Below are 17,400 nucleotides of genomic sequence, written 5' to 3'. Positions count from 1 at the left end.
CTGCGCCCGCCCCCGGGGTCGCTGCACGTTTCGCAGGCGGCCGAAGCATCCGTCAACTTGTCCCGGCCCTGAAGGGCCGGGCTTGGAGGTAGTGCCCAGCTGGTTGCTGGGTGGACTCCTCCGTCCAGACACCCCTATGGGGTGGCAGGGACGCGTGACTCACGCCCCGCGTTCCACACGCTCTCGCCACGGGTGGCGAGGTTGTGGGAAGCATTCCGGTCGGCGTGGGCAACGACCCCGCACCCCCGGCAGATGAAAAGCCCCTGGTCGACACGGTTGCGCTTGTCGACGTGGCCGCACTCGGCGCACGTCTGCGACGTGTACGCGGGATCAACGAAGACCAGGGGCACACCGGCCCGCTTGGCCTTGTAGACGATGAAGTCTCCGAGCTGGGCGAAGGCCCAGGAGTGGAGTGCGACCCGTTGGGGCTTGCGGAGCCGTACCCGGTTGCGGATGCCCTTGAGTTCTTCGAGGGACAGGCCACGCCCGGTGCGTTCAGCCTCGGTCACGATCGTCTTGGAGATGATGTGGTTCTGGTTGGCGGCGTGCCGTGCTTCCTTGCGGGCACGGGCCTTGAGCCGCCGCTTGGCGCTCTTGGTGCGCTTCTTCTGGAGCTTGGCACGCAGGGCAAGCTGTCGCCTGCGGTACCGGTTGAGCCCCCGCCCGGCCGCGAGGTAGCCGTCGGACGTGGTCGCGATGTTGACGATGCCGAGGTCCACGCCGATGAAGCCGTCCGGCTCGTACTGCTCGGCCTCGGGCACGTCACAGGTGGCGACGAGGTAGAACATGCCGTCGCGCTCGGTCAGGTCGGATTCGCCCTGCCGGTGTGCCTGGAGCGTCTTGAGTGCGTCGGCGGAGCACACGAACGGCACGTTCTTGACCCGGCCGTCCATGGTCCAGATGGACACGGTCCGCTGGTCGTACTGCCAGCTCAGGCACCGGTCGTCATACGGCTGGGCGGCCTCGGGGCGAAAGGTGACCGGCTTGGACTCGGCCTTGCGGCGACGCCTGGAGCCTTCTTTGCCGAGGTTGCCGGCCCGGATGTTGGCCTTGAGCGTGGTGTACGAGTCGCGCACCTTCTTGATGACGTGTTGCGCGGCCTGCGCTCCCAGCCCCCGCGCTTTGAGTTCGGGGTAGGTGTACTTGCGCAGCTCGTACTCACGCGGCACGCCGTGCTCGAACGTCACCTCCGACACCCAGTTCGCGGCGTCATTGACCGTGCGCAGGGTGCGCTCAAGCGCGGATGCCTGCGCGGCATCCGGCATGAGTTTGACCTGTGTCACGATCTTCACGGGCGTGATCGTAGCATTGATCTATGTCACCACGCTGGGAGCCAAACCCCGATATTCGCAGGGGTCGTAGCGTTGTCTGCACCCTGCATGCCCACTTGGTCTTCACCCCCAAGTACCGGCGCGGACCGTTCACCGACGAGATCCTTCGACGCTGCGAAGAGGTCATGCGCGACGTGTGCACCGACTTCGGCGTGGAACTGCGGGAGTTCAACGGCGAACGCGATCACGTCCACCTGCTCGTGCACTACCCGCCCAAGGTCGCCATCTCCCGCCTCGTCGGCTCCCTCAAGGGCGTCTCCGCCCGGCGCCTGCGGCAGGAGTTCCCCGGCCACATCCGCAAGTACCTGTGGGGCGAACACTTCTGGTCGCCGTCCTACTTCGCCGCCTCGTGCGGCGGCGCCCCGCTCGCCGTCATCAAGGAGTACATCGAGAACCAGAAACGACCCGGCTGAGGTCAACAGCGCAGACCCGTGCACCCGCGCGGGTCAGAGCAGCGTTAAGAAGCGCTTCCTCCCGGGCGTGAACGCCCAGGGTTCCGCGCTAGATCATGCTGAACGGAACCAGCGCGGCGACGGTCATTACTGACCGCAAAGCACACCTGCCTGTCTGTAACCACAGCCCCGAAGATGTAGGGCGGATGCGTACTCACCAGGGGGATGGATCGCATGACCACGACCACACAGCCTCGCCAGGACCTCAGCACTCGCGTGGGGGAGGCTCTGTCCTCGGGCGCGGCTCGGACTCGGCGCCGTTCGTCCTCCAGTCCTACGAGGCGACCGTCCGGCCCATGCTGGACGCCGGAACGTGGGACGAGGCGACCGTCCGAGGGGCGGCCGCCCGGCTCTGACAGCGATCGGCTGCCGGAGAACCGAGCGGAGCATCACGCCTCCGGCTCCTGGGAGGACCTTCGTTAGCATGGAACGACAGCCGGTCCGGACCTGGCGGGACCGCGCCAAGCCACAGCGCGACGGAAAGTACGTGATGTCCACTCTCTCGCTCACCAAGGCCCACGGCTCCCGGAACGACATCTTCGTCGTCGACGGTGCGCCGCTCGACCACTTCGCCTCGGCGGACGAGCTGACCCGGGCCGTCGGGCTGCTGTGTGACCGCAAGCGTGGGCTGGGCGGTGACGGGGTGTACTTCGTGGCGGATCACGGCGATGGCACGGCGCGGGCATGGTTCTACAACCCTGACGGATCCGAGGCGCTGCTCTGCGGGAACGGGATGCGGTGCGCCGGCCGGATACTGCTGGACCGGCACCAGGCCGAGTCGGTCGTGGTCGAGCAGGGGCCCTACTCCTTCACCGTGCGCGACCGGGGTCGTACCTCCCACGGCGTGCGGCAGGTCTCCGTGGAGCTGCCCACCGTCGACTTCGCACCCGGTGAGCCGATCGTGACCGAGGCGGGGCCGCACGGCGAGTACGTGGACCGGCTGCTTCCGGCGTTCCACCCGTCGCGGCACGTGACGGCGGTCGCGGTGCCGAACTCCCACCTGATCACGGTGATCGACGCCTACGACGAGGCCGAACTGATCGAGACCGGGCGGCGCGTCGCCGGTTCACCGGGCGTCTTCCCGATCGGCGCCAACCTCTCCTTCGTCCTGCCGCTGTCCGACGACGAGGTGTTCATCCACACCTACGAGCGGGGCGCCGGTCTGACGCCGTCGTGCGGTTCGGGCATCGCGGCCTCCCGGGCCACCCTGTCCCGCCTCGGGCTGGTCGCCCCGGAGCGGCCGGTGACCGTACGCAACCCCGGAGGTGTCGCCCGCAGCTACCTCCAGACGGCCGGTGACGCCTGGCAGCCGGTCCTGGAGGGCAACGCCACCCTCGTGTACGACGCCGAGCTGGACCCCGCGATGCTCCTCGGGGACGGTCCGGTGACCTACGAGGGTGCCGCACACATGGCGGAAATCAGCGCGTTCGCCGAGCTCAGCCGGGAAAACATGAAGGTGCTGCACGAGGCGGGCATCCACCCGACCGAGGTCTGACGCCACTCGGGGCGTCCGTCCCTCCCGGGCCCTGCCCACGCGCACGTGTCTGCCGGGTTATGGGGAAGGGGATGGCGTGGGGAGGGACTGTCGGCCGGCCTGTTGGCGATCATGGCCGGAATCGCGGTGCGGCAGGCGGACCGGTGGTGGTTCAGTCCGGCGCGGGGTCGACGGCACGGACCGGAATCGCTCCGGTCCGTGAGGGCACTCCAACGCGAGCGGCTGAACGACGTCACACCCGTCCTCCTGCTGATGGGCCACTGGCTGGAGTTCGCCGGGTGGTGCGCGGTGGCCGTGCACGGCGACCCCGGCCGACCTCCACGCGGCGGGCCTGCGCCCGGGGGCCGCGGCGGCGCGGTACGCGCTCGCCCTGATCCACCCGCTCACCCCGGCCGGTGTGTACGGCGCCGTGCGCGGTCTGACCGGCCTGTGGCGGGAAGCGGGTGCCGGGCGGCTTCGGGCGGCCGGTCCGGTTGCGGTGACGGCGGCTCTCTCCATCGCCTTCGGCTGGGAGGCGGCCGTGTTCGCCTTCTTACTGCCCCGGCTGCTCCTGTATCCCCAGCTCGCCTGGATGTCCCTGCTCGTCGAACACCGCTGGTTCGACCCGGAGCCGGTGACCGGACCGCCCGTCGCCGTGGAGGCGGGCCGCTGCCTGCGGCTGTACCCGCGCAACCCGCTCCTCGCCCTGCCGGCCCGCGGCACGTGGCTGCCGTACGGCGACCTGTACCACTTCGCCCACTCCGCCCACCCTGCCGTGCGCTGGAACTACCTCCCCGCGCTGGAAGGCGCCCTGGGCGGTCCCGCCTGCCGACCGCATGGCCTGCTTCTGGGCGAGTCGGCGGTACTCCGGCGCCACCGCCGTGCCCTCGCATCGGTCTCCCGGGCCGCCACCGGCCCTGCTGGTCCGCCCGCCGTCCGAGCAGGCGGACCAGGCCGCACGATCAGGCCTCGGACACGTACGGGACGAAACGTACCCACGAGTCCGGAGTGAAGGCGATGCGGGGGCCCGTGACGTCCTTGGAGTCACGGACGTGGACGGTGCCGGGGGTGTGGGCGAGTTCGACGCAGGAGTTGCCGTCGGTGCCGTCGCTGTAGCTGCTCTTGAGCCAAGCCAGCTCGGAGGCGCCACCAGCGGAGATCTTGCGGATCATGTTTCTCCCAGCAGTAGGTGCTCGATGAAGGCCAGCGACTCCCGGGGAGAGAGCGCCTGCGCCCGGATGGTGCCGTACCGCAGCTCCAGGATGCGCAGTTGCTTGGGTTCGCAGGTCGGACGAGCATTGAACGCGCCGTCGGAGCGCCCGACCGCCGTGCCGTCCGCGAACTTCAGTACCTCGATCCTGCCGTCCACCCCGGGGTGGGCTTCGGTTTTCGTCGGCATCACCTGAAGTGTGACGTGGTGCAGCCGCCCCACCTCAAGCAGACGTTCGAGCTGCTGTCGCCACACCATTGTGCCTCCGACTTCCCTCTGCAACGTCGCTTCTTCCAGGACGAAGCTGATGGACGGGGCCGGATCACGTGCGTACACGGAGCGCCGCTCCATACGCGCGGCCACCATCCGCTCGACGTCGTCCGGGGTGTACGGCGGCTGAGCCGCCTGGAAAAGCGCCCGCGCATGCTCGGGAGTCTGCAACAGCCCGCTGATGCTGTTGCACACGTACACACCGATCTCGACGGCCCGCCCTTCCAACTTGGCGATGTCCCGAACGGTCTTCGGATACCGCACCTTCTTCACGTCCTCCCAGGCCGCCGCGATCAGCCCGCCCGCCTCCAGGACCTCGTCCGCCTTGTCCAGGAACTCCTGCCGCGGGATCCGCTTGCCGCCCTCGATCTTGTAGACCATGTCCTCGACGTACCCGACGACCCGGCCGAAGTCGGCGGCCCGCATCCCCACCGCCTCGCGCCGCAGCTTCAGCTGCCGTCCGACGGTCGTGATGACCGCGACGCCCCACTCGTCGTCCGGGTCCACCTCCCAACCCGGTTCGTCCGCCTCGGTCTTGAGTTGCCCCGCCTCCGCCTCGACCGCCGTCATGCCGCACCTCTCCCTCGGGAACCGTCCGTGACGCCACCCGGCGCCCTACCCGTAGCAACCGTCGGAACAGCCACGACAGCACCGGACAACCACCGGACAGTGACCGTACGCACCCGCTGAGTCACCTCCCACGGTACGCAGATCCAGCCACGCTGAGTGACGTGAATCAGCGAACCGCCGAACCCGCCGCCCCCGTCCGCAACTTCACCGTGCTGCTCTCCCCCACGCCACGCGGCGCACGTCTCGCCCGGCTGCTCGGTGCGGAACAACTCCGTTCCTGGGGGCTTCCGATGGACCCCGCCCGTCAGGTCATCGCGGAGCTGGCCGTCAACGCGGCGACCCACGGCCGGGTACCGGGACGGGACTTCCGGCTCACGCTCTACGTCGTGGCCGACACCCTCCGCATCGAGGTCACCGACACCCGGAGCGAGCACCGGCCCGAGGTCCAACCACTCTCTTCCGACACGGAGTCGGGCCGCGGCCTGCTTCTCGTGGACGCCCTCGCCGACCGCTGGGGCGTATCCGAGGGGCGCTTCCCGCGCAAGACCGTCTGGGCCGAACTGCGGCTCACGGAACCGGAACCCGAATTCTGAGGCTCCGGTGCCGTCGGCGCCTTCCAAAGACAAGAACCGGGGAGAAAGAACCCCACCAAGCCCCACCCTTTCCCGCCCGAGGCGTGCCGTCACTCGGGCGGGTGAACATCACCGGCTCAGCTGGATTTTCGAGCCCATGACACCTCTACGCTCAACGCACACAACCGAAAAAGACTTCGGCCCCCGCCGGGATTGCCGTCCCAGTGCGAGGGCCTGACCACCAAGGAAGAAGAGCGCTTCCCGATGGATACGCAAAACCCTAGCGCGCCCCCGCGCGCCCAGTCAGCCGTCGTCGGCAATCCGACCCGTTCGCGTCACCACACCGGCGGCGTCATCCACGACAACACCCGCCACACCGCCCGCTTCGTGGTGATCGGCAACCACCTCACCCAGCACGCGGAACTCTCCCTGCTCGCCATCGGCCTCGGCTGCCACATCCAGTCGCTGCCCGCCGGCGCCCCCGTGGACATCAAGTCGCTCGCCGCCCGCTTCACCGAAGGCACCAAACGCATCGGCGACGCCCTCCGCGAGCTGGAGACCCACGGTTACCTCCGCCGCGAACGCGTCCGCACCCCCACCGGCCGCATCATCACCCGCACCACCTCCTGCAACCAGCCCGCCCACCGCCGCGAGGCAGCACCCACCGACTGCCCGCCACGGCGCCCCCGCCCGACTGCGGCCGACCGCACACCCCGGCCCCGCCCCCGCAAAGCCCTCCCGCCGGTCCCCCAGCCCACCCGCGCCGCGGCCACCGCACTTCACCAGCAGGCCGCCGACCTCCTCGGCACCCTCCGCCGCCACGACCCGCGCCTCCTGCTCTCCGCGGCCGACACCGACCACCTCGCCCCCGGCGTCATCGCCTGGCTGGAACGCGAGGTCACCCCCACCGCCCTACGCCACGCCCTCACCGAGAACCTCCCCGACGAGCCCCTCCACCGCCCCGCGGCCTTCCTCGCCCACCGCCTCACGGACCGGCTCCCACCCCTCCCTCCGTACCGGACCCCGGCCGCCCCCGCGCCCGTACGCCACGGCCTCCGCAACTGCGACGGCTGCGACAAGGCCTTCCGCGCCCCCGAAACCGAACACCACTGCCCCACCTGCCGTACGACCGCAGGCCCTCGCCGCCGCTGACGTCGCACGCGATCAGTCCCGCACCCGCCACCGTCAGGATGCACGTGCTGCCACACTTCACCGCTTCCGGATATCCCCCGCCGGGCCGCTACTCGGTCTCCTTCGACGAGGCGGAGGCTTTGCTGGTCAGCGCACCGCGGTTCGCGGACTCCAGTACTCGAGCGGGTCTGTGGGACGGACTGCACGACTACCTCGACCGCTTCCTCACCCTGGAGGCCACGTACTCGGACACTCTCGGTGGGCTCACCCTCGTCCACCGCCTGTGGCTCGGCGGCAGCTTCGTCAGCGTGAAGGTCGACCCGAACAACATCGACGCCACCCTCCTGATCGACATCCGGGCCGAGCGGGCCGTACGCGGCAGACCGGGCTCGAAGTGGTTGACCGATGCCTTCAAGAGCTGGGACAGCATGAGGCGGAGGTACAGGGTCTCGCCGGTCAGGGTGGGTTACCAACCGGTCGGCCACGTCTTCCGGCCTGAGCACATGACCGCCGAGGAACGGACATACTTCATGCAAAGAGGGATGTGGGACGACTGGTGGCAGCGATGCAGGCTGTCGGGCCAGGCGGACCGTGCCCCGTCCGAGGCCAGTGCCTCCCCGGCACGCGGATACCTGGAGGTGCGACTGTGACGACCGGCGACAGCTGGCGCGAGCGCAGGCGCGCACTGCTCCGAGACGATCCGGGCGCCGCCGCGCACGCACGGCGTCTGCTGGAGGAGATGGGGACGGAGGACCGGGACGACGACGAGGTAGAGGCCGATCACCGGGCGAGCCGACTCGCCGCCACACGCGCCTACGAGCCGAACGCACGCCTCGACGAGGAACTCCGCCTCCGGCTCACCGGACCGGACACGGAGGGCGGAGCACTGCGCTTCCAGTGGGGCGACGCTCTCCTCGATCCCGTCGAGAAGGCTGTCTCCGCGGCCGCCGGAACCCCGGTCCAGCTGGAGCTGACCGGTCTCTCGGCGGGCAGCACGGTGATCCATGCCCGTCCCGTTGCCGCAGCGTGCGCCACGGCCGAGCAGGTCCTGGACGCTCCAGCCACCTCCGCCACCAGAACCGGCATGCAGACCTTCACCCGGCTCCTGGACGCACTGGAGTCCGAGGAGGACGTCCGCGAGTGGTCGCGCCTCTTCGACTCCGTGGACGCCGTGGCCCGCGCGCTGGACAAGTACGCGCTCGAATTGGATGTGACCTGGTACGACGCGGCCGGCGGCGTGCGCAGCGCGCGGCTCGGCGAACGCGGCAGGCACTACGTCGACCGCCTGCGCGAGACCCGGGCCCGCGACCAGGAAATGACCATCTCCGGCCGCATCACGGAGCTGCGGGAGAGCGGCTGGGTCAAGGTGAAAACGGGCACGGCCAAGAACGCCCCCGCCTACGACGTCCACTTCGAGGAAGCCGAGGTCCTGCTCCGTATGCGTCCAGGCCTCGGGGACAACGTCCACTTCCGGGTCCGGTTCAGGCAGCGCCTGGACGCCGTCGGCATCGCGCGGGCCACGGAGTACACGTACCTGGGGCAGGCCGCGGAGCAGGTACCACTGCCGATGGACGCCTGAACGGGCCCCTGCACACACGCGCGAAGCCACGGCGACCGCCTCACGGACCGGCTCCCACCCCTCCCTCCGTACCGGACCCCGGCCGCCCCCGCGCCCGTACGCCACGGCCTCCGCAACTGCGACGGCTGCGACAAGGCCTTCCGCGCCCCCGAAACCCAGGCCTTCTGCCACGCCTGCACCACAGCCGCCGCACACACTCACTGAGCAGAGAAAGGACACCGCGATGTTCGCGCCCGAGTACCCCAGCCGCCCAGGACGACTACCCTGACCAGTGCACTCCCGGGAGCACTCCATGAGCACGCAGGCCGAACACGGACACGAGCTGGCGCCCCGCCCCGAGCAGACGCCCGACGCCCTGCGGGCCGCACTCGCCGTCGTCGCCCCCGGGCGCCTGCCCGAGATGCAGCGGACGAAGGACGAGGCATTCGCCAACGCCGTCGAGTGGCAGTCCCTCAGCCCGGTGCGGAGCTGGGTACGGGCCTGGGCCCGGGACATCGAGATCGCCCGCCGCCCCGACCTCGCCGCCCGCCACGCCCATGCCAGGAGCAACCTGGAGCACGAGGACCCGGCGATCGCCCGTGACGCCCTGCGGGAGCTGAGCGCCGTCCTGGACGAAGCCATGAAGGCAGTTCACGCCTGGGCTTCTGCATCCGAACCCGGGCGGCACGCGCTCGAACCGTGCCGCCCCGACGGCGTTACGAGTGCCCCAGCTCCGCCGACGACTCGTCCTCCGTCGCCGGGACCGAGCCGGAGTCGGGGGCCGGGCGGAGGGGGAAGGGGTCGACCCGGGTCTCGTCGATGACCGGCGGGGCAGGCTGCGGGGGCTTCGGCATGACCGCGGCCTCGGAGTGGCCGCCGCAGCCGTAGGCGAGGGAGACCACACGGCCGTCGGCCGGGGAGAACTCGTTGGCGCACACGCCGAACGCCTGGCCGAGGGAGCCGCCGATACGGGCGAGGAAGCCGCACGACTCGCAGGAGGCCGGAGCCGCCTGGGCCATCGGGGTCTTCCCGCCGAACGACTCCTCCCACCGGTCCGCGGCGATGTGCAGGCCGTAGCGGGACAGGACCCGGGCGCGGCGCAGGCCGAGTTCCTCGGCGACCGCCGCGATCGTGCCGCGGGCCGGTACGACGGGCAGGTCGGCGGGGGCGCCCCCCGTGACCTCGGCGTCCTCGGCCTCCACCAGGGCGGCCATCTCGTCGGACACCGCGGAGTTCGGCGGCGGCTCCTCCTCGCCGGTGAAGCCGGGCTCCAGGCGGAGATCCTCGGCGTCGGTGGGGAGGAGGTCACCGGGTCCCATGTCGCCGGGACGCAGCCGCTCGCTCCACGGCACCCACTCCGGTGCGAGGAGCGCGTCGGGGCCGGGCAGCAGCACCGCCTCGTCGACCGTGACGATCTTGGCGCGGGAGGCGCGGGCGACTGTGACGGCCCAGCGCCAGCCGCGGTAGCCGGGCTCGCGGCACCCGAAGAAGTGGGTGACGACGCGGTCGCCCTCGGAGACCGCCCCCTCGTGCTCGCCCACGACCCCGGGCGCGGCGGCCTCCTCGGCTGCGGCACGCGCGAGGTCGACGGCCTCGGCGCACAGACGGTCGGGGGTGCGGCTTCGCGTTGTCGCTGCGCTCACAGGTATCGCTTCTCTCCTACGCCGTCTCACGAGTGCGCCACTCCCAGCGCGGGGGGCGGACGGAGCGGACAGTGGGACCGCGTCGACGTCCGCGCCGCAACGTGCTCGGGCGCGCCTCCATCCATTCTGCGGGATGGCTGAGATACGCACGCTACCTGTTCGCGTGCGCTGGGCCTACACCGACGGTTGTTATGGGGTGCCGCGCGCCGGTTTCCGGGGGTGTTCGTCCGCCTCCGGGGCGCTGATCCGTTCACGACACGGCGGCGGCGGTACGCGGCGGTACGCGGCGGTGGCGCGACGTCGGCGGTACGGCGATGACCTCGGTGGCGCGATCGGCGGCACTCCCGGCGGCGCGATCTGCGGCGCGATCGGCGGCGCGATCGGCGGCGCGATCGGCGGCGCGATCTGCGGCGGGATCTGCGGCGTGACCGGCCGCACTGCGCTCCCACACAGGCGCCCGCGTTGCGCCGTACAGCCGCAACCGGGGCGCCGTCCGTGGGGGATACGGCACTACGCACCGCCATCTCGGGGCACTATGACGTCGTGGCTACCGCGAGGACACCCCAGGGCGCCACCGGAACCGGTGGGCCGAATGAGGGCAAGGGGAGCGGCCGACGCCTCGGTACGGGCCGGGCGGGCGGCCCTCTGCGTGCGTGCGGGCGCGTGCTGCGCTTCCCGGTGACCAAGACCGCCCGCGGCATCCGCCGGGCGACCCATGCGCACGGCGCCGGGGAGTCCGGGCTCGGCAAGCTGATCGAGCTGCACGGCGTGAACGGCGCCGGCGATGTCATGATCACGGTCGCGTTGGCCTCCACCGTCTTCTTCTCCGTTCCGACGGACGAGGCCCGCGGGCGTGTCGCCCTCTACCTCGCCATCACCATGGCGCCCTTCACGCTCCTCGCCCCGGTGGTCGGCCCGCTCCTGGACCGTCTCCCGCACGGCCGCCGTGCCGCCATGGCCGGCGCGATGCTGGCCCGGGCACTGCTCGCGCTGATCCTGTCCGGCGCGGTCGTCACCGGCGGACTCGAGCTGTACCCGGCCGCGCTGGGCGTGCTGGTCTCGTCGAAGGCGTACGGGGTGGTGAGAAGCGCGGTCGTGCCGCGGCTGCTGCCGCCCGCCTTCTCCCTGGTGAAGGCGAACTCGCGGGTCACCCTCGGCGGACTGCTGGCGACCGGGATCGCCGCACCGATCGGCGCGGGGCTCCATCAGATCGGGCCGCGCTGGCCGCTGTACGGGGCGTTCGTGCTCTTCGTCACAGGCGTGTTCCTGTCCTTCCGGCTGCCGCCGAAGGTGGACTCCGCCAAGGGCGAGGCCGTGGCCCTGCTCGCCGCCGACGAGCAGCATCTGCACGGCCCGCACCGCAAGACGGACAAGCGCCCGGGGCTGCGCACGGTCGGCCCGGCCGTCACCCACGCGCTCGCCGCCAACGCCTCCATCCGCTGCCTCACCGGTTTCCTGATCTTCTTCCTGGCCTTCCTCCTGCGCGAGCATCCGATGTCCGGTCAGAGCGCCGCGGTGTCGCTCGGCATCGTGGGCGTGGCGGCCGGCACGGGCAACGCGCTCGGTACGGCGGTCGGGGCCGGGCTGCGAACCCGCGCCCCGGAGATCATCATCGTGACGGTGGTGGCGTGTGTGCTGAGCGCGGCGATCGTGGCCGCGGCGTTCTTCGGCACGATCCTGGTGGCGTGCCTCGCCGCGATCGCCGGGTTCGCCCAGGCGCTGGCCAAGCTGTCGCTGGACGCCCTGATCCAGCGGGACGTGCCCGAGCTGGTGCGGACATCGGCGTTCGCCCGTTCGGAGACGCTGCTGCAGATGGCGTGGGTGCTGGGCGGCGCGATCGGCATCGCGATGCCGCTGATCGGACCGCTGGGGCTGGCCGTGGGTGCGGCGATCATCGCGACGGGCTGGCTGACCACGGTCCGCGGGCTCCTCCGTTCGGCCCGGCAGGGTCACGGAGCGCAGGCGCGAGTGGCGTAACGCTCCGGCCACGCCGTACCCCCACGTGGGGAACGGGGCACACCTGACCGATAGCCTTCGCCCATGACCACGTTGCAATCCGCTGTGCGACGCCGCCGTGCCGTCGCCGCCGCCGGCGCCGTATCCGCCGGGCTGCTCGTCCTGGCCGCCTGTGACAAGCCGACGCCGATGGCCACCATCACGGTGGGCAGCGAGTCGGTGAGCACCGAGGCCACCTGCGGCGGGGAGGGCGAGACCCTCAAGGCCGCCGACGTGACCAAGTGCCTGCAGGACAAGGGCGTCGACGAGATCTCGATCGACCCCGACGAGACCGTGCGCTTCGGTGTCGACCCGGAGATCGCCGACAAGGGCTGGATCATCCTGATGAACGGTCAGCCGCTGCTGTCCGAGTCCATGACGAAGACCTACACCACCATCCCGGGCAGCGTGTTCTTCAACGCCCAGTACGGCGCCCAGGGCGACTCGACCCTGGTGACGATCAAGGAGGGCAAGGACGAGACGACGGGTCTGTGGTCCTTCCGACTGAAGAAGGACAGCTGATCAGCCCGGTCGGTCCGCTCACGTCGTCACGCGTTCTCGTCGCCACCGCGGTCCCCGTCGAGCGGGACGCGGTGGCCAAGGCGTTCCCGGGACCCGTACGGGAGTTGTCACTGCCCGGGGCGACCGTGCACCGGGTCGAGGACGGACCCGACCTCCTCGCCGCCGGTGTCGGTCCCGCGCTCGCCGCCGCGTCCACGGCCGCCACGCTCACCGCGGCCGCCCTGGACGGCCGGCCCTACCGCCTGGTCGTCTCCGCCGGGATCGCCGGCGGTTTCCCGCCGCACGCGCCCCTCGGCTCCCTCGTCGTCGCCGACGAAATCACCGCGGCCGACCTGGGCGCCGAGACCGCCGACGGCTTCCTGCCGGTCACCGGCCTCGGCTTCGGCACCGTCACCCACCGCCCGCCCGCCGTGCTGGTGCGGGAGGCCGCCGCCGCGGCCGGCGCGCTCACCGGAACCGTGCTCACCGTGTCGACGGTGACCGGGACCGCCGCCCGCGCCGACGCGCTCCGCACCCGTCACCCACGTGCGCTCGCCGAGGCCATGGAGGGCTTCGGGGTCGCCGAGGCCGCCGCCGCACACGGCGTGCCCGTGCTGGAGGTGCGGGCGGTGTCGAACCCCGTCGGCCCGCGCGACCGCGCCGCCTGGCGTATCGGCGACGCCCTGACCGCCCTCACCGAGGGCTTCGGGAAGCTCGCGCCCGTCCTGGAGAGTTGGAACCGGCATGACCACCAGTGAGCAGCAGCGGCTGCGGATCGCCTACTCCCCCTGCCCGAACGACACCTTCGTGTTCGACGCCCTCGCCCACGGCCGCGTCCCCGGCGCGCCCGCCGTCGACGTGACCTTCGCCGACATCGACCTCACCAACGGCATGGCCGAGCGCGGCGAGCTGGATGTGCTGAAGGTGTCGTACGCGGTGCTGCCGTACGTCCTGGACGACTACGCCCTGCTGCCCTGCGGGGGTGCGCTGGGCCGGGGCTGCGGGCCGCTGGTGCTGACCCGGGAGGCCGGGGTGGACCTGACCGGTCGTACGGTCGCCGTGCCGAGCGAGACGTCGACGGCGTATCTGCTGTTCCGGCTGTGGGCGGCGGACGTGCTGCCCGAGGGGGTCGGGAAGATCGTGGTGATGCCGTTCCACGCGATCATGCCCGCCGTACGGGACGGAAAGGTCGACGCGGGGCTCGTCATCCACGAGGCGCGCTTCACGTATCAGGACTACGGCCTGCACCGGCTCGCCGACATGGGGGAGCACTGGGAGCGGACCACGGGGCTGCCGATCCCGCTGGGGGCGATCATCGCCAGGCGGTCTCTGGGCGAGGAGACGCTGACGCGGCTCGCCGCCTCGATCCGCACCTCCGTGCGGGCCGCGTGGGACGACCCCGAGGTGTCGCGGCCGTACGTCATGGAGCACGCGCAGGAGATGGACCCGGCCGTCGCCGACCAGCACATCGGGCTGTACGTCAACGAGTTCACGGCCGACCTCGGCGAGGACGGCTACGCGGCCGTACGGGGGCTGCTCACGCGCGCGGCGGCCGAAGGGCTGGTGCCGCCCCTCGGCCCGGACGCGCTGCGGTTTCCTTGAATCCTCCCCTCCCTGAAGGGAAGGGGATTCCTGGCTCAGGCTGCCTCCTGGAGCGGCGCTCCAGGAGGTCTTCTGCCCTCGGCGCCAGCCGGGTTGAGACCAGCCCGGGCGAGCATGACGCGTGCGGAGTTCTTGTCCCGTGGGGTTGTGGTTCCGCAGGCGGTGCAGGTGTGGGTGCGTTCACCCAGCGGCAGGGCGTGCTTGGCTCTCGCTCCGCACTGCGCGCAGTCCATCGTGGTGTACGCGGGGTGGACCAGGCGGATGTCCCGCCCGTGTTTGCGGCCCATCTCGATCAGGGCGGCCTTGGTGGCGCCGATGGCGGCGTCCGCGACCTTGCGGGCCATCGTCGACCGGGCCAGGAACTTCGGCCGGAAGTCCTCGACCGCGATGACGTCATGGTCGCGGACCACCTTCTTCGCCCACTTGCGGCCGGTGTCCGCACGCTGACGGGCAACCTTCTTGTACGCCTTCGCCCGCAGCCTCTTCGCCGCACGGTAACCCCTCGCCCCGGACTCGCCCTTCTTCGGCCTGCGGCGGGCCATCATCCGGTCGTACCGGATGAGTTTCTCCTTCGCCTTCCCGCCGTGTGCGGGGTGCGGCAGGTCGTGGGCGTCGGACGTGGTCGTCGCCGTCTCCCGCACCCCCAGTCCACACCGAGAACACGGCCCGTCGCAGGCAGGGGCTCGACCTGGGCGGGGACGACGAAAGAGGCGTACCAGTGCCCGAGGCTGTCCTGGTACACGCGCACCGAGGACGGCTCGCCCGGCAACTCCCGCGACCACACCACGTTCAGCACGATCCCGCCCGCCAGGTGCAGCCGGCCGTCCCTCACACGGAATCCCCGCCGGGTGTAGTTGAGAGTCGGCAGTGCCTCACGCCTGGTCTTCCATGTGGGCATCCCCGCCCGGCGGGCCTTGGGCAGACGCTCGGTGATGTCCCGCTGCGCCTTGGCGCGGGAGCGACCGAAGTCCCGGACGACCTGCTGCTGGGGAACGCATGAGCCTTCCCGCAGCCACGGCGTACCCGCACGGGCCCGGGTCAGCATCCGATCCAGCTGCGCCGGGCCGCACGTGGCCTTCCCTCCGGTCGCCCTGTTGTGCAGGTGCACGGCCCTGGACTTGGCGACGCACTCGTTCCACAGCCAGCGGCACCGGCCCCACTCCGCCACCAGCAGGCCGCGAGCCGTGGACGACACCCGCAACCGGTACGTGTGCCGGACATGCCCGACCTTCTCCCCCGCCTTCACCTGCGCCATCCCACCCTCCCCCCTTTCACGGTTGCGGCCAGAACACCGTGCCGTCCCGAACCCTGCGAAGGACCATACGTACGACAGCCGCACACACGCCCGCCGATCCCGCAACCACCCCCCCGGCCAGCGATCACAGGCACACGCGTTCGGTTCACCTTGGATCGTGCCGGTAGCCATACGGGCGCTCCGCGCCCGTATCCGGGCTTCGGCGACGCTCCGCGTCGCCATACTCGGATGCGATTCCTCCCCGGCGTGAACGCCGGAGCCTCCTCGCAAGAATCAGGTGAATCCCGGCTAGACGTCGAGTTGGTCGGCGACCGCGCGGAGCAGACCGGCGATCTTCTTGCCGGCCGTGCGCTCGGGGTAGCGGCCCCGCTCCAGCGACGGTGTGATGTTCTCCAGCAGCGTCGTGAGGTCCTGGACGATGGAGGCCAGTTCGTCCGGCTTCCTGCGCTGGGCGGCCGCCACCGACGGGGTCGGGTCGAGGATGGTCAGGGAGAGTGCCTGGTCGCCGCGCTGTCCGGCGACCACGCCGAACTCCACGCGCTGGCCCGGCTTCAGGGCCTCGACTCCGGCGGGGAGGACCGAGGAATGCACGAAGACGTCCCCGCCGTCGTCACGGGAGAGAAAGCCGAAGCCCTTTTCACTGTTGAACCACTTGACTTTGCCGGTGGGCACGTCTGTCCTCGTCCTCGTACTCGTCGGGAAAACTGCGTCGGAAAACGGCTCGTGATAGCACTCGGGCGGGCCCGATGACCCGCCGGTACCAAGGCTAATGCTCTTCAGTCCGGCGACAAGACGTCACCCGGCTGTTCCTCTCGGCCAGGAACTACCCTGGTCCGGTGCGTGACAAAACCCAAGCGAATTCCGCAGCACCCGGTGACGGTCTGGTCCGTGCCGGTGGCATCGTCTTCATCATCGGCGCCGTGGCCACTCTGGTCACCGTGGCCCCGCTGTTCCTCGGTACGACGCCCTTTCCGACGTACATGTTCGTCCTGAGCATGCTGATGGGCGTCGGATTCCTGATGGCCGGGGCGGGTGTCCTGCGCTCGGCCGCGGCGGGACGGCGCAGGGCGCGGGCGGGGGCGGGTCAGTTGTCCGAGCGGTAAGCAGTGGGATCGTCGGTGCGATAGTCCGAAAACCATCGCGGGAATTCCGTCAGGGCGGTGAGGACGACATCCGCGCCGGCCCCACGCAGTTCCGTGGCGTCGCACGGGCCGCTGGCGACCGCGACCGACAGCGCCCCGGCGGTCCGAGCGCCGCGTACGTCGCCCACGTGGTCGCCGACGTAGACGGCGGCCTCGTGCTCGCGCAGCGCCAGCGCCTTCTGCTCGGCCCACAGGCCGCCGATCACGGCGTCCGGCTCGATGCCCAGGTGCGCCAGGTGCAGTTTCGCGTTGGGCTCGTACTTCGCCGTGATGACGATCGCGCGCCCGCCCCCTTCCCGTACGGCCGCTATCGCCTCACGGGCGCCGGGCAGGGCGGGCGTGGGGGTGATGGCGTAGGTGGGGTACATCTCGCGGTACAGATCCGCCATCTTCTCGACCCGCTCGGCCGGGTACCAGTTGATCAGCTCCTCCCCCAGCGGCGGCCCGAGCCGGCTGACCGCGAGCTCGGCGTCGATGTACGTCCCCGTCCGCTCGGCCAGGGCCAGGTAGCAGGCACGGATACCGGGGCGGGAGTCGATGAGGGTCATGTCGAGGTCGAAGCCGACGGTGGGCGGGAGGGGGGTGGGGATGGCCATGTGGGCCATTGTGCCGGGGGCCTGGCCGGCCGGGTGGGGTGGTTCGTCGGGGTGGGTCGTCGGGGTGGTTCGTCGGGGCGCGTCGTCGGGGTGGGCCG

At 71.0% G+C, this 17,400-nt stretch carries 18 protein-coding genes and 2 pseudogenes; 13 read left to right on the top strand and 7 right to left on the bottom strand.

What is annotated here, in order from left to right:
* Positions 1-134: 134 nt before the first annotated feature.
* Entirely contained in the window at positions 135-1,265 is a 1,131-nt protein-coding gene (locus tag ACZ5C2_RS01105; RefSeq protein ID WP_468785752.1) for an RNA-guided endonuclease InsQ/TnpB family protein, read from the bottom strand.
* A 50-nt stretch (positions 1,266-1,315) separates the two neighbouring features.
* Between ACZ5C2_RS01105 and tnpA the strand changes: the two genes are divergently transcribed.
* The 3 genes from tnpA (at position 1,316) to ACZ5C2_RS01090 (ending at position 4,269) form a co-directional block, all read left to right on the top strand.
* Positions 1,316-1,744, top strand: coding sequence for an IS200/IS605 family transposase (tnpA, locus tag ACZ5C2_RS01100; protein ID WP_468785190.1), 429 nt, complete (start codon positions 1,316-1,318; stop codon positions 1,742-1,744).
* A gap of 463 nt (positions 1,745-2,207) precedes the next feature.
* Positions 2,208-3,278, top strand: a complete 1,071-nt coding sequence (gene dapF, locus ACZ5C2_RS01095; RefSeq protein ID WP_468785188.1) for a diaminopimelate epimerase — start codon at positions 2,208-2,210, stop codon at positions 3,276-3,278.
* A 397-nt stretch (positions 3,279-3,675) separates the two neighbouring features.
* The gene (locus ACZ5C2_RS01090) at positions 3,676-4,269 is read left to right on the top strand and encodes a hypothetical protein (RefSeq protein ID WP_468785186.1); all 594 of its coding nucleotides are present in this window, start codon (positions 3,676-3,678) and stop codon (positions 4,267-4,269) included.
* Here ACZ5C2_RS01090 and ACZ5C2_RS01085 read toward each other — a convergent pair.
* Together ACZ5C2_RS01085 and ACZ5C2_RS01080 are read right to left on the bottom strand one after the other, a co-directional pair.
* A complete protein-coding gene (locus ACZ5C2_RS01085; RefSeq protein WP_468785184.1) occupies positions 4,220-4,429 on the bottom strand; it encodes a DUF397 domain-containing protein in 210 nt (69 codons plus the stop codon). The genes ACZ5C2_RS01090 and ACZ5C2_RS01085 overlap by 50 nt on opposite strands.
* Positions 4,426-5,307: a helix-turn-helix domain-containing protein gene (locus tag ACZ5C2_RS01080; protein WP_468785182.1), complete on the bottom strand. Its 882-nt coding sequence runs from the start codon at positions 5,305-5,307 to the stop codon at positions 4,426-4,428. The genes ACZ5C2_RS01085 and ACZ5C2_RS01080 overlap by 4 nt, the downstream gene beginning before the upstream one ends.
* Before the next feature lie 161 nt (positions 5,308-5,468).
* Here ACZ5C2_RS01080 and ACZ5C2_RS01075 point away from each other — a divergent pair, with 161 nt between their 5' ends.
* The 5 genes and pseudogenes from ACZ5C2_RS01075 to ACZ5C2_RS01055 all read left to right on the top strand — a co-directional run.
* Complete coding sequence (locus tag ACZ5C2_RS01075; protein WP_468785180.1) at positions 5,469-5,900, top strand: ATP-binding protein; 432 nt, start codon at positions 5,469-5,471, stop codon at positions 5,898-5,900.
* Positions 5,901-6,143: 243 nt separating this feature from the next.
* Positions 6,144-7,031 carry a helix-turn-helix domain-containing protein gene (locus ACZ5C2_RS01070; RefSeq protein ID WP_468785178.1) on the top strand — a complete coding sequence of 296 codons (888 nt, stop codon included), beginning with the start codon at positions 6,144-6,146 and terminating at the stop codon, positions 7,029-7,031.
* Between the two features lie 38 nt (positions 7,032-7,069).
* Entirely contained in the window at positions 7,070-7,660 is a 591-nt protein-coding gene (locus ACZ5C2_RS01065; protein ID WP_468785176.1) for a DUF6932 family protein, read from the top strand.
* Positions 7,657-8,589 carry a hypothetical protein gene (locus ACZ5C2_RS01060; protein ID WP_468785174.1) on the top strand — a complete coding sequence of 311 codons (933 nt, stop codon included), beginning with the start codon at positions 7,657-7,659 and terminating at the stop codon, positions 8,587-8,589. The genes ACZ5C2_RS01065 and ACZ5C2_RS01060 overlap by 4 nt, the downstream gene beginning before the upstream one ends.
* Before the next feature lie 292 nt (positions 8,590-8,881).
* Positions 8,882-9,220, top strand: a pseudogene (locus ACZ5C2_RS01055) (hypothetical protein); the annotation flags it as partial.
* Between the two features lie 64 nt (positions 9,221-9,284).
* Here the strand turns inward: ACZ5C2_RS01055 and ACZ5C2_RS01050 are convergent.
* Positions 9,285-10,211 (bottom strand): DUF3027 domain-containing protein, encoded by a 927-nt coding sequence (locus ACZ5C2_RS01050; protein ID WP_468785172.1) that lies wholly within the window; start codon positions 10,209-10,211, stop codon positions 9,285-9,287.
* Positions 10,212-10,754: 543 nt separating this feature from the next.
* On the opposite strand from ACZ5C2_RS01050, the gene ACZ5C2_RS01045 reads away from it, so the two are divergent.
* From ACZ5C2_RS01045 to ACZ5C2_RS01030, 4 genes are all read left to right on the top strand, one after another.
* Positions 10,755-12,188 carry an MFS transporter gene (locus ACZ5C2_RS01045; RefSeq protein WP_468785170.1) on the top strand — a complete coding sequence of 478 codons (1,434 nt, stop codon included), beginning with the start codon at positions 10,755-10,757 and terminating at the stop codon, positions 12,186-12,188.
* A gap of 63 nt (positions 12,189-12,251) precedes the next feature.
* Entirely contained in the window at positions 12,252-12,728 is a 477-nt protein-coding gene (locus tag ACZ5C2_RS01040) for a DUF2771 domain-containing protein (RefSeq protein WP_468785168.1), read from the top strand.
* Positions 12,698-13,465: a futalosine hydrolase gene (locus ACZ5C2_RS01035; RefSeq protein WP_468785166.1), complete on the top strand. Its 768-nt coding sequence runs from the start codon at positions 12,698-12,700 to the stop codon at positions 13,463-13,465. Before ACZ5C2_RS01040 ends, ACZ5C2_RS01035 begins: the two co-directional genes overlap by 31 nt.
* On the top strand, positions 13,452-14,309 hold the full coding sequence (locus ACZ5C2_RS01030) for a 1,4-dihydroxy-6-naphthoate synthase (protein ID WP_468785164.1): 858 nt from the start codon (positions 13,452-13,454) through the stop codon (positions 14,307-14,309). Before ACZ5C2_RS01035 ends, ACZ5C2_RS01030 begins: the two co-directional genes overlap by 14 nt.
* Positions 14,310-14,344: 35 nt before the next feature.
* Here the strand turns inward: ACZ5C2_RS01030 and ACZ5C2_RS01025 are convergent.
* Positions 14,345-15,564, bottom strand: a pseudogene (locus ACZ5C2_RS01025) (RNA-guided endonuclease InsQ/TnpB family protein).
* Between the two features lie 288 nt (positions 15,565-15,852).
* The gene (locus ACZ5C2_RS01020) at positions 15,853-16,236 is read right to left on the bottom strand and encodes a cold-shock protein (protein ID WP_468785162.1); all 384 of its coding nucleotides are present in this window, start codon (positions 16,234-16,236) and stop codon (positions 15,853-15,855) included.
* A gap of 164 nt (positions 16,237-16,400) precedes the next feature.
* Here ACZ5C2_RS01020 and ACZ5C2_RS01015 point away from each other — a divergent pair, with 164 nt between their 5' ends.
* A complete protein-coding gene (locus tag ACZ5C2_RS01015) occupies positions 16,401-16,667 on the top strand; it encodes a hypothetical protein (RefSeq protein WP_468785160.1) in 267 nt (88 codons plus the stop codon).
* Here ACZ5C2_RS01015 and ACZ5C2_RS01010 read toward each other — a convergent pair.
* Positions 16,649-17,311 carry an HAD family hydrolase gene (locus ACZ5C2_RS01010; protein ID WP_468785158.1) on the bottom strand — a complete coding sequence of 221 codons (663 nt, stop codon included), beginning with the start codon at positions 17,309-17,311 and terminating at the stop codon, positions 16,649-16,651. The genes ACZ5C2_RS01015 and ACZ5C2_RS01010 overlap by 19 nt on opposite strands.
* Positions 17,312-17,400 lie beyond the last annotated feature (89 nt).

The organism is Streptomyces sp. NPDC031365 (assembly GCF_055569765.1).
This window is presented reverse-complemented; position numbering and strand designations above follow the sequence as displayed.

Excerpts from the sequence above, each read along its gene's own strand:
- ACZ5C2_RS01105 (WP_468785752.1), bottom strand. The coding sequence starts at position 1,265 with ATGCCGGATGCCGCGCAGGCATCCGCGCTTGAGCGCACCCTGCGCACG.
- tnpA (WP_468785190.1), top strand. The coding sequence starts at position 1,316 with ATGTCACCACGCTGGGAGCCAAACCCCGATATTCGCAGGGGTCGTAGC.
- dapF (WP_468785188.1), top strand. The coding sequence starts at position 2,208 with ATGGAACGACAGCCGGTCCGGACCTGGCGGGACCGCGCCAAGCCACAG.
- ACZ5C2_RS01085 (WP_468785184.1), bottom strand. The coding sequence starts at position 4,429 with ATGATCCGCAAGATCTCCGCTGGTGGCGCCTCCGAGCTGGCTTGGCTC.
- ACZ5C2_RS01080 (WP_468785182.1), bottom strand. The coding sequence starts at position 5,307 with ATGACGGCGGTCGAGGCGGAGGCGGGGCAACTCAAGACCGAGGCGGAC.
- ACZ5C2_RS01070 (WP_468785178.1), top strand. The coding sequence starts at position 6,144 with ATGGATACGCAAAACCCTAGCGCGCCCCCGCGCGCCCAGTCAGCCGTC.
- ACZ5C2_RS01065 (WP_468785176.1), top strand. The coding sequence starts at position 7,070 with ATGCACGTGCTGCCACACTTCACCGCTTCCGGATATCCCCCGCCGGGC.
- ACZ5C2_RS01040 (WP_468785168.1), top strand. The coding sequence starts at position 12,252 with ATGACCACGTTGCAATCCGCTGTGCGACGCCGCCGTGCCGTCGCCGCC.
- ACZ5C2_RS01030 (WP_468785164.1), top strand. The coding sequence starts at position 13,452 with ATGACCACCAGTGAGCAGCAGCGGCTGCGGATCGCCTACTCCCCCTGC.
- ACZ5C2_RS01010 (WP_468785158.1), bottom strand. The coding sequence starts at position 17,311 with ATGGCCCACATGGCCATCCCCACCCCCCTCCCGCCCACCGTCGGCTTC.